The organism is Bacillus cereus G9842 (assembly GCF_000021305.1).
Classification (GTDB): domain Bacteria; phylum Bacillota; class Bacilli; order Bacillales; family Bacillaceae_G; genus Bacillus_A; species Bacillus_A thuringiensis_S.
The window spans coordinates 839,551-855,856 of sequence record NC_011772.1 but is presented as its reverse complement, the minus strand read 5'-3'; the positions used below and the strand labels follow the sequence as shown (position 1 = coordinate 855,856).

Below are 16,306 nucleotides of genomic sequence, written 5' to 3'. Positions count from 1 at the left end.
GAAATAAATGTAGCAAATAGAACGAGTTAGAATTACTACTGAAAATTTGGTTTACTATATACATATACACTTAGTAAAGGAGATAGTACAATGCAGGCACCTCCTTCTTTTTATGAAGGCGATACGTTAGAAGTCGCAAAAAAATTACTCGGGCAAAAACTTGTTCATATTGTAGACGGCATAAAGCGAAGCGGAATCATTGTAGAAGTAGAAGCATATAAAGGCCCAGATGATAAGGCCGCACATAGTTACGGCGGCAGACGGACAGATCGCACAGAAGTTATGTTTGGCGCACCAGGGCATGCTTACGTATATTTAATTTACGGTATGTACCATTGTTTTAACGTTATTACGGCGCCAGTGGGCACCCCGCAAGGTGTTCTCATTCGAGCCCTTGAGCCAGTAGACGGTATTGAAGAAATAAAACTAGCGCGCTACAACAAAACAGACATTACAAAAGCGCAATATAAAAACTTAACAAGCGGTCCTGGCAAACTATGCCGTGCACTCGGAATTACTTTAAAAGAACGAGGCTTATCATTACAAAGTGACACATTGCATATTGAACTGGTCCCAAAAGATGAACATATATCATCACAATATAAAATAGCAGCAGGACCTCGTATTAATATCGACTATGCAGAAGAAGCTGTACATTATCCGTGGCGTTTTTATTATAAGGGGCATCCGTTTGTTTCAAAGAAATAAACGATATCAATGATCTTTCAAATATATCTATCGTAACTTACAATATATCAACGGTTCGACAAGAAATATCGATTTATCGACAAATAATAACATTACGAATAAAAGAAGACTGTTCCAAAATGGAACAGTCTTTCCCTCTTACTCTGCACCTTCCGCAGTTGCAATATTATCCTCTAAGTTTTCTCTTGATAATTCAGCCGCCATAAAATCAGCTGTTTCTGGAAGTGCTAAATGCATATGAGCTTTTTGACAAATTTGGATCGTACAGTTTTCTATAACATAGTCGAAAACATGTCCACCCCCGCTTCTTTCATCATCAATATAATGTAAGTGGAATCCAGCTACACCAATACCTTGCGCATAATCTGGTGTCCAAAATCCAGCAAGCGTACCTTCTGTATTTTCAAATGAAAAGATTGGTTGTGATTTCGTCACTTCAACGAGCGGTGTATACGGTTTTTCTTGTCTTGGAACAGTTCTCGTTCTTACTTCACGGAACGTACCGTCCATTCGAATACCGTAAAATAAGTTTTTACTTGGCATTAATTCATGTAATAACGCTTCAACTTCTTCACGATTCATCGGATGCTCTACCGTATAACTCATTTCTTTTTCAAAAAACGTTACAGTAGCAAATGGTGTTGTTTCTTCTGGTTCTACTTTTTCTGCTGAACCGTCTGAACGTAAATGATAAAATTCATTATCAAATGCAATCATTTCACCATCTAATTGATCAAATGTGCCGATGCCAAAATCACCATGTTTTTTCAAATCTTCAAAGCTAATCACACCATCATATATACCATCTAATAGCGCAAGCATTGTAGATGTTTGATATACTTCATTACTCGTTTTCGTTTTTTTTGCATCAATATCAATTAATTGCGCAACAGTCATCTCAAATCTGCCTCCATTAGTTTAATTGGTTTGGTAATAATTTTTCGCTTAATTTAATATTGTCACGATAGTCAATTGGAATATCAATAATGACAGGACCATCTGCTGCTAATGCTTCTTTTAATACCTCTTCTAATTCATCAGGCGTGTTAACACGAAGACCTAACGCTCCGAAACTTTCCGCATATTTCACAAGATCAACATCACCAAACTCTGTAGCTGATGTTCTACCGTATTTCATCATTTGTTGGAATGCAACCATATCATATGTGCCGTCTCTCCAAACAAGATGGACGATTGGAGAATTTAAACGTACCGCCGTTTCTAACTCCATCGCTGAGAATAAGAAACCACCGTCACCTGATACGGAAACTACTTTTTTACCTGGTTCTACTAAAGTAGCTGCGATTGCCCAAGGAAGTGCAACACCTAACGTTTGCATACCGTTACTAAATAATAATCTACGTGGTTCATAAGAACGGAAACATCTCGCCATCCAAATAGAATGGGAACCGATGTCACATGTAACAGTTGTATCGTCACTAATTAAAGAACGAAGTGTACGAATCACTTGAAGTGGATGCGTAACACCCTCCGAAGCACGGTTCGGAACTTCTGCTTGTTCTGATAATTTCGCGCGTAATCGTTCTAATACCGCTTCTGATTTCGTACTTAATACAAGTTTCGGTAATTTCTCCGCGATGCTATTTACCGTTAAGGCAATATCTCCAATTAATTCACGCTCTGGTTGGTAATCATGGTCGATATCTGCTTGATGGTCGTCAAGATGAATAATCGTTCTGTCGCCAAGTTTATTCCAGAATTTTGGATCATACTCGATTGGATCATAACCGATAGAAATCACAAGGTCTGCTTCTTCTAGTAAAATATCACCTGGTTGGTTACGGAATAATCCAACGCGGCCGAAGAAATGATCTTCTAACTCACGTGAAATCGCACCAGCTGCTTGATATGTTTCAACAACAGGAAGTTCTGTATCCGCAATTAATTTACGAACAGCTTTCGTCACTTCATTTGTGCTCGCTCTCATACCAAGTAGAATAACTGGTAATTTCGCTGATTTTATTTTTTCTACTACATATGTAATATCATGTGTGGGAGCGATTCCAAGCTGTGGCTTAGAAAGCGCACCGATAGACTCTACAGTTGTTTCCGCAGTCATAACGTCTTGCGGAAGGCTTACTAAAGTAGCTCCCGGATTTGTGGAAGTCGCACTTCGAAATGCATTACTAAGTGCTTCTGGCACATTATCAGGATGCTCTACTTCTACGCTATATTTTGTGATTGGTTCGAATAGTGCAGCATTATCCATAGATTGATGCGTACGTTTTAATCGATCCGTACGCGGTACTGCACCAGCTAAAGCAACAACGGGATCACTCTCCGCATTCGCAGTAACAAGACCTGTCGCTAAATTTGATGTCCCTGGTCCTGAAGTTACAAGACATACGCCCGGTTTCCCTGTTAATCTACCAATAGCAGCTGCCATAAATGCTGCATTTTGTTCATGACGACAAACGATTAACTCTGGTCCTCTTTCTTGCAATACATCAAATACAGAGTCAATCTTTGCTCCTGGAATACCGAAAACATGTGTAACACCTTGTTTAATTAAACAATCAACAACAAGATCTGCTCCTTTTGTTTTTGTCTTCACGTCGTTTGCTTTTACACCTGTACTCAAACTAATCATCCCTTTATTTCATAATGTGTGTAATAAAGATTTTAATTTCACCTAGTTAATTAAGCTGGTGAAGTATCTTTATCATTATATTACAAATGCATTATTTTTCCAACAATATGAATTTGAAATTATTTTGACAAGTTTTAAAGAATGCGCTTACAACCTTTTGTTTATCTTAAAATAACATTTTTATATCTCTTCTAAAAATACGCAAAAATATTTTCACCCATTTATAATATTAAACAATCTTATAGTACCTTGCAAAGAACAATAGTAAGTGATATATTTGTAAATAATGGAATACCCATTATTTGGAATGTTATTCGCAATTAGTATATCTCCTTTCAAAAAGTAGATATAGATTGTGTGTGCTGTTTAGAAAAAAGATAGGATTTTCAGCCATAATTCATCATTTTATAAAGGAAAGTGATCGTTATGAACAAAAGTGAATTTTTAGAACAACTTAGTTCTTCCCTACGGAATATGCCTAATTCAGAAAAGGAGGATATTATCTCGGAGTACGAAACTCATTTTATTAGTGGTAAACAAGATGGAATATCTGAAGAGGAAATTTCTAAAAAGCTAGGAAATCCTAAAACTATCGCTAAAGAACTTAATATTTCATATGTAATAAGTAAAGCTGACAAGAAACGCAGCCTAAAAAATATTATGACAGCACTATTTTCTGTTATGAGCTTAAGTGTTTTAAACTTTATATTTATCATTATCGCCTTTTTCGTATTACTCTTTCTATTACCGCTTCTTCTAGCACTTATAATTGCTACACCATTATTAATTATTTCACCTATCTTATTAATAGGATTAGGATTCTTTAAAGGGTTTCATCAAATCAGTTATTCCGATGTTTATAATGTATTTATAGCTTTTTGCATCGGCTTACTAATATCCGTCATATCTTATCAATTAATAAAACATATATACTCACTTTTAGTTAAGTATTTAAAATGGAATTTAGCTATTTTACAAAGATACTAATGAATATAAAAGGAGATTAATATGAAAAAGTATATTTTATATCCACTCATGTTACTTACAATGTTATTTCTATCAGCTTGTTCAAACAGTGTACAACCTAAGGAAGAAAACGATGTCCAATCTATTAAAGATGTTGCTATTAAAGTTCCAGAAAATATATTTAGTTCCTCAAAGAAAAATGAAAATATTAGTGAAGACGAAATGAAACAAAATATAAAAAGTTATTTAAATTATAGCGGAGAGTTAGACGAAAATATCGTTCCACTTTCATCCACTACATCCGATGAAAATATCACTGAATCTGACCGAGAAAAATTACAAAAACTAATAGAATTAGCGAAACAAAATGATACAAACTTCCATAATTTTATTAGTAACAATACAATCCCTGATGATTACAAAAAGCCTTCAAAAGAAATATATGAATTTATTTCATCATCTACAGCACTTTCAGTAGAACTAGATCAAGAATTAGACAAACTCGCTCAAGATCGTAACTTATTCAAAACTGATTTCTCTTTTACAAAGCGCTTTGAGAAAGCTAATGGTAGGAAGCAAAAAGAAATTGAAAAGTTTTTGAAGGAAAAGAACATTAAAACTGAGTATTTCAGTAAGTGATAATACATGTTAGATCATACATTCCTCTTTAAAATATTCACCAACATATAGGGATTTTAAAGAGGCTTTATTATGTGTAAGGATGCACTTCATCCGTTTCCCCAAAAAAAGGCCTCCTTAAAGGAGGCCAAAGCAAAAACAACAAACGCAAAATAACAACAAATAATGGACGATAAAATCACTATATTGACAAAGTATAGGATTTTTATCAATTGGAGTAACTCAACCCTAAATTACTCTTTTAACAATGCAATACTAATAACTTATTACAGCAATTTTTTACCGTGTCTTAAAATAATTGACTGTCTTTCAAGTAATTTTCTTTATATTGATTGTTATTAATTAGTATATACTTGAATACGACTATACACCCTAATAAAAGGCAATATATTAAGCTGCTAGTCCTCGCGAGTTTATTTTGCCTTTAATGTAACTATACTATATTCTTCCATTTATATCACCGAACATTCCTCTCGCATTCACGCATTTTTTCTTGCGTGAATACCGCGTTATATCGGCACATCTGCTAACACCCACTCTAACTTTCCTTTATATTCCATACCAACTTTAATAAGCGGACTAGGCTCAATAAATAATCGGATACCATTCGTTTCTTCATTCCAAGCTACTTCAGTCGGTTCGTTATTCCTTGAAATAGACGCAGCCACTTCTACAGCCGTTTCACCTAACGTATATTGTTGACTGCCCTTTACATACCTCATAGCATTAATTAGCGGTTCTTTTACACCTCAACCGCTAGTACATTGAGATTAGAAAATAATAAAGAAATATTAATAATTGCTATTATCATAACAATTATCACCTTTTTTCCAATTCGCATCTTGTATCGCCCTCTTTTCCCATTCATAACGCAGTGCACATTTTAAAAATCATATAATAATATTGTTATATTACATACCCTTCTCTTTCACACCCGTATATTATACACACTTTCCAAAATCACGTAATTTTCAAACCTGTTAATTTACGACCTTGCGAATCTATAAATTGGCCATTCTGACTAATATTCTCTTTCTTTCAAATACTTTATAAAAAAATACAAAACACTATTTCTTAACAGTGTTTTGTATCATGCTATCATTCTCTTAATAGTACTTACATCATCAATATATATCGTTTACTATTCTTGTTCGCCATCTTTTTTCTTAGAGCGTCTTCCTAGCAAGAATACTAAAACTAGTAGTGCTACAAGTAATAAAATTCCACCGATAATATAGTACAGAGTATAATCCTTTTTGGCCTCTACAGCTGTATCATTTAACTTCTGTGCTTCTTTTCCTTCAATCGTAAATTTTTTGGTCCACTCCCATTTCTGGTCACCGTCCGTTGCTTTCATTTCTAGACGGTATGTTCCTGGCTCTAAAGCTTTATTGTCCCAACTAATTGCATAATCGAAGTTAGAATTTGGTGCCATTCTTAAATTTTCTTTTTTCGTTTCATGTAGTATATCTTTACCTTTTTCAGTGTATACCTTTGCATCTACGCTTAAATTCTTTAACATTGCTGGTTTTATATTTTGTAAATTCGCTGTCACTACATTACGCGCATTCACTTGACCTGGTTTTACTTCATTTAATTTCATATCTGGTTTTACTTCTGCATCCGTTTCTCTTAATACAACACCGATAGCATATGCATACTTATTTTTGATTTGCACACCTTCTGATTTTTTCTTATCTTCTTCATCTTCTTTTTCTTTAAAGTATAAACCACCTAAAATCACACCATCATATGATTCTGTAGGCATTTCAATATTCACATTTACTACTACTGTACTTTTCGCTGGAATTTTTGTCTCCTTTTGTACTTTAGCAATTTTTGAAAATGGTGTCTTTAATGTAGTATCAAACTCTGGATTCACTACACTGTAATCAGTGATTCCATTATTATTTGTAATTGCGGTATTCGCATTTGTCTCTACTTCTACTTCTTTATCTGTATCATTTTTCATTTGTACTTGCAGCGTTTGTTTTTGTCCTGGTTCCATCTTCAAATCAAAATATGTTTGGTTTTTATCCACTTGATTTTCTGGAATGACCGCGGTTACCGCAAATTTCATTTCAGCTGCTTCTACTTTCACATTAAAAACAGTTATACAAATCGCTACAGCCAATAAAAAACTCATAATTTTCTTTACATATTTCATACTATATTCCTCACATATTCCATAGTTTAATATACAAACGAAAGAGATAAAGACTGAAAAACAGCTTTATCTCTTTCGTTATTTCTCTTAAATGCTTCTATTACATTGGTGCGTCTTTTAATTCCCAAGTTAGAGAAGTTGTGTACTGAGCTTGTTCTTTTTTCGTTTTACCCGGTACACTTAACTCAACGCTCTTCTCGCCATCTTTTACTGATTCACCGAACGAATTCGTCCATGTTCCCATACCTTCTTCTTCTTGGGCTGTCGCAACATCAAAAGCTTGACCTGGAGTTAAAGCGATATTTTGTGCAGCTGTTGGTGCCTTACTACCAGCTGCGGAATTTAACGTACCGTTCTTCAGCGTTAAAGTAGCTCCCGTTAACTCTTTAGCATCTGCAGTTGTAAATTGATCGTTTTGTTTTACTGTTAATTTCCACCCTGCATTTGTACCACGATTATCTGTTACTTGTACAAAGTTTGGAACTTCACTTTCAGCACCTGTTTTTTTATTTTTCACATTATCTAATTTTGCATAGTACACCTCGTTATTACCAGATGCTTTTTGTTTGTCAAAATTAAAGTTAGATACATAGTCGATACTTAACGGGCCGTTGGTTCCTGGCTCATGTGTATCATCTGGATTTTCTGGATCTACAATTGGCTCTACTACTTCATCCGGATTAATTGGATTAATTGGATCTACCGTATCTGTATTTTTTTCAAACTGAATAAAAGCTTTTGAATTTAACGTTCCACCATCTTTTTCTGCGAAAGCTGATGTTCCTCCCGCTAATGTTGTTAATGCGAATGCTCCTACTACTGCTACTTTTGTAAATTTCATATTAGTTCTCCTTTTACGTTATTTTTCTTTTTCAATATTCAGAAATTATTTCGGTGTATCCTCTAAAGTCCAAGTTAATGTCGTTTTATACTTTGCATCTTTTACCTTTTCTGTTGTACCTGGTACAGATAAACTAATACTGTTTTTAGCTTGTTCAATATCTTGACCATATGCAGTTGTCCATGTTCCCATACCTTGACCTTGTTGTGCACTCGTTACATCTTGTGCTGATCCGTCTGGATTTAACGTTACAGGTTTTGCCGTTGGCGCGTATTTTTTATCTGTTGCAGAGTTTACAACTGAATTCATTAATTTAATCTCAGCACCATCCAACTTTTTACCGTCTGCAGTTGTAAATTGATCATCTTGTTTTACCGTCAGTTTCCACCCTACGTTTGTACCACGGTTATCTGTGATTTGTACATAATTTGGCACTTTTTTTGTTTGTCCTGATGCTGTTTTTACATTTTCTAACTCAGCATAGTAAACTTTATCATGACCAGAAATCGATTGTTTTCCGAAATGGAAATTAGATACATAATCAATACTTAACGGTCCATTGGTTCCTGGCTCATGTGTATCGTCTGGATTTTCTGGATCTTCAATCGGCTCAACTACTTCATCTGGGTTCGTTGGATCAACCGGTCCCGTAATACCTTCATTTTCTGTAAAGATTACATCCGTTACAGACTTCATTGAAGCTGCTTCTTCTGCAAATGCTTGTGTTCCCCCTGCAAGCGCTGCAAGTGATACCGCTCCTGCTAATGCTAATTTTGTTAATTTCATCATTTACCTCCACTAAATTAATTTATTTAATAGAAACTTTTGTTTCTATTTTCCTAGTTTGAAATAATGTTATACAGGCTGCTATCAATAAACCTACCCCTGCATACTGCAAAATAAGTGAGGTTTGTCCGCCTGTTTTTGGCAACACCTTATTAGTAATCCGGTCGTCTGATATATTGACGACTATTTTAGATCCATCTGGAATCAATGGATCCTCAATTTCTGACGGATTATAACTATTTGAAAAAGTAATTCCTGCTTTTGAATTCATACTATTTGCCAATACTTCTTCATAAAAGAGAAACACCGGTACTACTAGTATCATCAGTAATAGGACGTATTTCTTCACCATTACACTATCTCCTTTCTAAATTTAATATCTACATTCTAGCTTCTAGATATTTCACTTTAAATTGGAGCATTCGTTAACGTCCATTCAAGCTCACCTTTATAGCTCTTATTTACTTTTATATTTGGACCTGAAGTAACCCGTAAGCGAATCCCTTCGTCATCCTTCCAATCAAACGAAACATCTTCATTATTCGTTGAAGTATGAGTAGTAACTAAGTAAGACTGTTCATTTAATACGGTATCAATACCATTTGTACTATATACAATCGAATCAGGTAATATATCATTGTCCGTATTCATTAATGGGCTTGTTTGCTTTACATAAACTTGCCACTCAGTCTTATCTTTACGTTTATCAGAAACAATTAATTTTCCTTTCATACCGTTACGGTTAAAGACTTTCTCCCTTGATTGAACTTTTACATTACCAAACGAAATACTTTGTGGCACATCAATTAGCTCAAGATTCCCACCAATTACACTTACTTTAATCTTTCTTTCAACATCTTTAACTTTTAAAGTTACAGTGTAATCACCAATTTGATTTGTTAAACCACCTATATCTACAATTTGAACTTCCTTCGTAACATCAGCTCCGCCTGGAAGTTCCCACGCCTTCACTTCTGCTTCTTTCAATATAAACTGCTTTAACTGTTCCACATCTGTCGGCACATCATCTACAACAGATACAAAATCCCTCGCCTGTATGGCAGCTTCATTTCCAATCGTAACCTGATCATCTTTTATGAATACAGGAACAATCACTTTCGTTGCGTTTCCAGCCGCATCCGTTATTGTAACTTCAGCTTCAACATATCCTATTTTCGATACATCTGGGTTTTTCGTAACTTTGTAAGAAAGATTACTATCAGAAATACCTGCATTATCATTTACATTCGTTACATAATCTTTCGCATTATCCGATAAATCATCCCCAATTTTGATTACTTGAGTAACCGGACTAGCTGTCGGTGGCATTGTATCTTTCACGCTAACGAGATCAGATTTCTCACTTACGTTTCCTGCTGCATCTGTAGCTGTTGCATAATATTTAGTTCCAGGAACTAAAGGTCTTTTCTCTTCTGGTATTACAAATGTATATATTCCGTTAGCATCTGCTTTCACCGATCCAATTAGCACATCCTCACTATAAATATGTACGAATGAATTTGGTTCAGCTTTTCCTTGAAACTTTTCGGATATATCTTTAATTGGTTCCTCAAGAATAGGCTTTTCTGGAGCTGTTTCATCCTTAACAATTGTTTTTGACTCAGCAAATTTACCATTTAAATACGAGAAAGCTTTTACTGTATTTCCAGCCGTTAAATATTTCCCTTTAGGCAAAGTAAATGAATATTTCCCTTCACTATCAGCAACTACGTGATACTTTTCAGAAATATTTATATCAGAAGAATCAATTGTTGGACTTGGAATTGCATCGTCTCCTGATAAACGCACTAACGCACCTGGATTTGTAACACCCGTAATAATATGACTGTTTTCTTTATTCTGATTATCTGTTAATTCATCAATAGAAACTGCTACATTTGGAATATATTCAAATAGTACTCTTTTAAAGTTTTGCGTTCGGAAGTTTTCTCGGAAATCATTTTGTACTTTTTCAGTTAATGAATTCCCTACTGCTTCTCTAACGTCACTATAATTATATTTAACCTGCATTCCATACATCGGATTCCAGATGTAACTTGGTTTATCATCATCATCGATTGACACACCATTTTTCCAAGCTTTTACACGCTGTACATCTACATCTAATACTCCACTTACACCATACATATAAATTAGCCTACTTGATGCATGAGAATTATCTAATGCCAAATTTACTCTTTCAGCATTTGCGAATTGGAACTTTGCATTTGTACCAATATAAATAAGGTTTTTTGATCCAGTTCCATCGGAATGTACATCGAACGTTGATTTTTCACCAATTATAAAAGAGCTTCCATTCCCTGCATATACACTTGCTTGCGTAGAAGTTGATGTGTTTTCTGATTTCACAGTTAATTTCGCACTATCAGCAACTTTAAGATTTGCACTTGGTCCTAGATAAAGCGCATTGTAACCTAGATTACCTTTTGTATTAATGTTCAACTCTGCATTCTTTTTTACAGTAATCCCCGAATTTGTTCCTTCAACACGTATTCCGCCTCGATTGCTAGTTGAAGTTGTATTCACGTTAACTTTTGCACCGTCATGGATTATAAACTGCCCTTGCGTTACAATTACTGCCTGCGGATTTTCTCCGCCAGTATCAGATGCTGAAACATCAATAATGGCATCTTTCCCTACATCTACTGTTCCACCATTAAATAGCCCAAATACTGCTGATTTTTTAGTACTACCAGTATAATGAGTACCTTCAAGAAATTTCACATTTGTCGCTTCAACATTTTGCTGTGTATCTGTACCGATAGTTGGAATAGATTTTCCGTCTAATGACGTGTATTTTTCAACCGATTGAACATTCAGCTTACCAGCAAATATAACATCCGCATTATAAGAACACGTTAACTGCGGTCCTATATAACTCAAGTTTTCATATTTTATAAAAGCAGAGTTAGAATTCGGAGGTGCATCCATCCGAAACGGTCCATAATAGTTACTTCCAAGAATGTTTATATTTCGTATAGTAAGATTCATTTTATTCGCCACAGTAGCTGTGAAAACCCCACATAGCCCTCCAAAGTCAACAGTATGACCATTTCCTTCAATCACCAAATCTGATCTAACTGGAAAAGTGAGAAAACCATATGCAGGGTGATTTACAGTAAAGTCGTTTTTGATGTTAATCTTTGAAACACTCTTATCATTCAACGCTTCTCTAAATGTTTTATCATCATAAACATCTACTGTGCCATTTACTACAGCATGTTTAACTTCCTGGTTCTCTAAGCGCTCTTCTACCTTTTCTATAGTCGCTTTTTCATTAGACGCTTTTTCTTCATTTTTCACTTCTTCAACATGTGTTTTTTCTGAATCAATTATTTTTTCTATTTCTGCTTGAGTTGTTTCTTTCTGTTTCACGACATTTTCTTTGCTTTCTTCAGAGCTTACTTCTTTTAGCCCAGTGCCTTCTTCATTATGGATTTCTACATTTTTTTCGCTTTTTTCTTCTTTATCACTTTGATGAATGATGTCAGACTTCTTCTCTTCAGAAGTCCCTTTCACCATTGGATTTTCAGTAATATATACTATTGGATTTATTTTCGATTGAACTTCTTGATTCCCTTGCTTTAGCTTCGTCTCGAATTTATAAGTTCCAGGCCTTTTTCCTTTCACCGACAAACGTACTACATCTAAAGCTTTACTTTGTGAATTTTTCTCAATTTGAATTACCGCATTTTCTATTAAACGAATTCTTTCAGACGTGCCATTTCGTTCATTCAATAGTTTAGTCGCCTCTTCATCAAATTCCATACCTTCTGGCACTACAATCTCAACTTTGTCACCAGTTTTTTTCAATTCCATTATTCTTAATACTATTTCTTCATCTACCTGCGCTTTATTCTTTTCAGATTGTAACAATAATTTTATTTCTTGATTATCTTCAATTGCATAAGCTGTACTTGATAAAGCATCTAATGTACTTAATTGTGTAAAAATAATCGTACTTGCTAAACAAATACGCCCTATTTTTTTTCTTTTATTCAATATCTTCATTTTCCTCCTTTCTTTATTCACTAAAGTACTTAAAACACATATAATTAAATACTTCAATTTATCTTTTTTAGTCTATATCCATTAAGTAAGACAACTAAGTTTTCAACTCTACATATAATGTTAACCATTTTCTTGAAATACATAAACGAAAAGTACGCACGGGGGAACGCATTTATTTTTGCGGGAAACCGCGCGAAAAACCAAAATTATCCATATCACATAAATAAAAAAGGCATAAACCAATATTATATTGAGCTTATGCCTAGCGAAATAAACCTTATTTTGTTTTATATAAATCTTTCTCTTTCATAAACAAGTTACACTTATACACATATAACCAATCCTAATTGCTTCATATTGTTAAAGTATAAATAATCCCTAGTTCTTGCGCCTTTTGTACTGCTTCCATCCTTGATGACACCTGTAACTTATGAAATATGTCAGTTAATTTATATTCTACCGACCTTTGACTTAAATTTAATATTTCGGCAAGCTCTCTATTTGTTTTCCCCTTACTTACTTCAACTAGGATTTTTTTCTCTTCTTCATTTAAAGATACTGCCCTTTCGGGTCCATCTTCTATGCTTATATTTGATATATTTTCTGTTATTCTCAATTGCCTAACTAATTGATAAGGTAAAACAACTTCTTTTTTCACTGCATGGTGTATTGCATTTATCACTTGCTCCTCAGAAGAAGTTTTACTCAATACACCAAGAATCCCATTATCTATTAGCAAATTATAATGTGCAAATACATCAAATCCTGTAAAAATAAGGATCGATGCCTCTGAATGTATCTTTAATATTTTCTTAGATAACTCTAAACCGTTTATATTCGGCATTTGTAAATCAATTAAGTAAACATCATATTTTTGATTCTTAATTATTTTTTCTACTTCTATACTATTATGAACTACATCTACATTCATCTCATCGTATTTTTCAATTAACGCCTTCGTCCCTAATCCTACTGCAACATGATCATCTACTACAAGTATTGAAATCATATTCTCATCCTTTCAATATCATTACACACAAAATCACCCTATCATCTGATGACTCATCAAAAGCTAATTATCTTTAAATTTAATAAGTATTTGCAAACCAAGATTAGGTTTTGATTCAACAGACATCTCTCCATTCAAACTTTGTATCCTAGTGACAATCCCAGACAAACCTAATGTGTTATAAGAATAGTTTACTTCATCTAACTTAATACCGATCCCATTATCTACATAAGTTAAATATAGATAATCATCTTTTTGAAATAATCTTATCGTTACATTTGTCGATTTTGAATGTTTCATCGCGTTACTTAATAGCTCCTGTACAATTCGATAAATCGCTTGTTCATGTTCAATACTAGGCACAACAATTCTTTCAGGAATATCATAATAGAAGAAAAAGGTCGCTTTTAAATTAATCTGCTTAAATAAATTCAGTAGTGCTTGTTTTAAACCTACTTCATATAAAAATGGCGGCCTCAAATTATTACATGTTTCACGAATTGTATAAATATGATCTAATAGCTCTTCATGTATTTCATTAAGTATATCTTTCATTTCCTCATCTTTAACACGTTCATTATAACTCTCAAATTTTCTAGTTAAACGTATTTGATCTTGCAAAACTCCATCATGTATATCACTTGCAAGATTTGTTCGTTCTTTTTCCGATAGTTTGAACATAAGTCTCGCCAACCACATGGGTGGGTGCTCTAAACTTTTTATTTCCTGTAATTGCTTTAATAAATCTTCAATTTGATTAGAACACTCTAATAATAAATCTGCATAATTACATAATGTTTCAATCCAAACTACTTCATCTACATTTAAATTTTCTTTTCCATTATAATTACACAATAAAATAAGCATTTTATCTGCTGAAGCAGATAAAACAAATCCAAAGTGTTTTTCTAACTGTACGATGGAACCAACCTTGTAGGTATCTAGTTGATGATTAAATAACGTTTCTATCGTCCGGTGAGGAACATATTCACTATCCAAAACACGGACAGACTTCTCAATTTTATTTATTTCTACGCAGCACGTCTCTTCAAGTTTTAAAATATCCGCTATTTCTCTTCGCATACTATAAATTAAATTTGATAGTTTATATTCATTTTTTGCTTGATGTAAAAATCGATGCAAACTGAATTGATAATTTTTTTGATGATGATATAAACTTTTTCTCAACTTAAAATCTATATAATCCTTAATATATAAAAAACAAATACAGATAATAATAGCAATAATTCTAAATTTTATCCACTCTAATAGACTTGCCTCACTCTCTTCAAAAATTACCATAGTTAATACTGCCAAAAATATGTTAATCCCTACAGATAAAATAATATAATGCGGTAGTCGCTGAATAATAAATCTAAAATTAAACAACTTCCCTGCAATTACTAAATAAAACAAGCACACTGGGATAAATAAAAAGAAAATCCCCGTTGTTTCACTGCTTATAAACTCTTCTCCATAATATAAATTTGGAATTAAATATAAACAAACAAATGGGGTTGCCGACACAAAAAAACTAATAATAATAATTTTTAAATATTTAATGTAACTACTATTTTTACTTTTAAAATAAAATCTTACTAAAAGGTATACTGTACAACAAAATAATATCAAACTTAAAATGATCGTAAACAAATTAGCCCATTCATTATGTTCTATATATACGAAAATACTCACTATAATAAGGAATATCGATATTGCATTTAAAACTTTTGATTGCTTTGGTATCAAAAACTTTATTTGATTATTCAAAAAATACAACATCATGAACCGAATAAAGAAAGTAAATGAACATACTAATGAAATTGAAGCCACAATAAAAGAGAATATATCATCTCTTTCAACAGCCATAATACTAATAAAGTTCACACCAAGAGAAATTAAAAAATATACTAGATTAATGGTACTACGATTCATTTCAGGAACAAACATTAAAAGATAGAATGCCATCAAAAAACATACTACATAAAACCCAACTGGAATGAACAAATGATAAAATAATTGCTTACTATAAGGTGTATATTTTATCTCATACTCTTTTATTTCCCCATTCCTATTTAATGTGATTTTTTTCGCTTGTTCAATTGAATGATACGATCCAACTGTAAAATGTTTAGATGGTGACTCGTCATCAATTTTTTCTATAATATCTCCTATTTGGAAATCTCTTTTTCCTGCCCAACTATATTTTGATAAGTCATATATAACATATTGGTTAGAATCTTTTTTTACAGATATACCCATCTCAGGATATTCTTTTATTAAACTAGCGAAATAAACACTAACTATAAGTGAAAATAATAGAATCAACAACTGCCACTTAGATTTCCACATTCTTGCTATCATTGCATAAATCCTTTTGCAAACGCAACCATATACATTGCCCCCCCTAGGTATTATCCAAGGAAATTTTTTTGTTTTTCATTCCTCAATAAATATAGAATTATTTACCTTATACTTTCACATTGAAAATAAATCCGCATTTTTTCAAAGGTAAATAAAATATATATTGCCCTCCCTAGGTATTCT

At 33.3% G+C, this 16,306-nt stretch carries 13 protein-coding genes; 3 read left to right on the top strand and 10 right to left on the bottom strand.

All coding sequences use genetic code 11. The features are described 5' to 3' along the window. Positions 1-90 precede the first annotated feature (90 nt). Positions 91-708 carry a DNA-3-methyladenine glycosylase gene (locus BCG9842_RS04315; RefSeq protein WP_001148793.1) on the top strand — a complete coding sequence of 206 codons (618 nt, stop codon included), beginning with the start codon at positions 91-93 and terminating at the stop codon, positions 706-708. 138 nt (positions 709-846) lie between these two features. Here BCG9842_RS04315 and alsD read toward each other — a convergent pair whose 3' ends face one another. Beyond that, positions 847-1,605 carry an alpha-acetolactate decarboxylase gene (gene alsD, locus BCG9842_RS04310; RefSeq protein ID WP_000215018.1) on the bottom strand — a complete coding sequence of 253 codons (759 nt, stop codon included), beginning with the start codon at positions 1,603-1,605 and terminating at the stop codon, positions 847-849. Positions 1,606-1,621: 16 nt separating this feature from the next. Then, positions 1,622-3,310, bottom strand: coding sequence for an acetolactate synthase AlsS (gene alsS, locus BCG9842_RS04305; protein WP_000103522.1), 1,689 nt, complete (start codon positions 3,308-3,310; stop codon positions 1,622-1,624). A 435-nt stretch (positions 3,311-3,745) separates the two neighbouring features. On the opposite strand from alsS, the gene BCG9842_RS04300 reads away from it, so the two are divergent. Then, positions 3,746-4,306: an HAAS signaling domain-containing protein gene (locus tag BCG9842_RS04300; RefSeq protein ID WP_001042971.1), complete on the top strand. Its 561-nt coding sequence runs from the start codon at positions 3,746-3,748 to the stop codon at positions 4,304-4,306. 21 nt (positions 4,307-4,327) lie between these two features. Continuing rightward, positions 4,328-4,924 carry an NDxxF motif lipoprotein gene (locus BCG9842_RS04295; RefSeq protein WP_000760030.1) on the top strand — a complete coding sequence of 199 codons (597 nt, stop codon included), beginning with the start codon at positions 4,328-4,330 and terminating at the stop codon, positions 4,922-4,924. 509 nt (positions 4,925-5,433) lie between these two features. On the opposite strand, the gene BCG9842_RS04290 is transcribed toward BCG9842_RS04295, so the two are convergent. From BCG9842_RS04290 to BCG9842_RS04255, 8 genes are all read right to left on the bottom strand, one after another. After that, complete coding sequence (locus BCG9842_RS04290; RefSeq protein ID WP_001271090.1) at positions 5,434-5,646, bottom strand: hypothetical protein; 213 nt, start codon at positions 5,644-5,646, stop codon at positions 5,434-5,436. A gap of 419 nt (positions 5,647-6,065) precedes the next feature. Then, complete coding sequence (locus tag BCG9842_RS04285; protein ID WP_000878340.1) at positions 6,066-7,091, bottom strand: DUF916 and DUF3324 domain-containing protein; 1,026 nt, start codon at positions 7,089-7,091, stop codon at positions 6,066-6,068. A 100-nt stretch (positions 7,092-7,191) separates the two neighbouring features. Next, a complete protein-coding gene (locus BCG9842_RS04280; RefSeq protein WP_000673256.1) occupies positions 7,192-7,932 on the bottom strand; it encodes a WxL domain-containing protein in 741 nt (246 codons plus the stop codon). A gap of 45 nt (positions 7,933-7,977) precedes the next feature. After that, positions 7,978-8,718: a WxL domain-containing protein gene (locus BCG9842_RS04275; protein ID WP_000778939.1), complete on the bottom strand. Its 741-nt coding sequence runs from the start codon at positions 8,716-8,718 to the stop codon at positions 7,978-7,980. A 22-nt stretch (positions 8,719-8,740) separates the two neighbouring features. Further along, positions 8,741-9,070 (bottom strand): LPXTG cell wall anchor domain-containing protein, encoded by a 330-nt coding sequence (locus BCG9842_RS04270; RefSeq protein ID WP_000239723.1) that lies wholly within the window; start codon positions 9,068-9,070, stop codon positions 8,741-8,743. Between the two features lie 56 nt (positions 9,071-9,126). Then, positions 9,127-12,750 carry a pectate lyase-like adhesive domain-containing protein gene (locus BCG9842_RS04265; RefSeq protein WP_000698521.1) on the bottom strand — a complete coding sequence of 1,208 codons (3,624 nt, stop codon included), beginning with the start codon at positions 12,748-12,750 and terminating at the stop codon, positions 9,127-9,129. Between the two features lie 352 nt (positions 12,751-13,102). Beyond that, positions 13,103-13,759: a response regulator transcription factor gene (locus BCG9842_RS04260; protein WP_000623551.1), complete on the bottom strand. Its 657-nt coding sequence runs from the start codon at positions 13,757-13,759 to the stop codon at positions 13,103-13,105. Positions 13,760-13,822: 63 nt separating this feature from the next. Beyond that, the gene (locus tag BCG9842_RS04255; RefSeq protein WP_012614748.1) at positions 13,823-16,123 is read right to left on the bottom strand and encodes an ATP-binding protein; all 2,301 of its coding nucleotides are present in this window, start codon (positions 16,121-16,123) and stop codon (positions 13,823-13,825) included. Positions 16,124-16,306 lie beyond the last annotated feature (183 nt).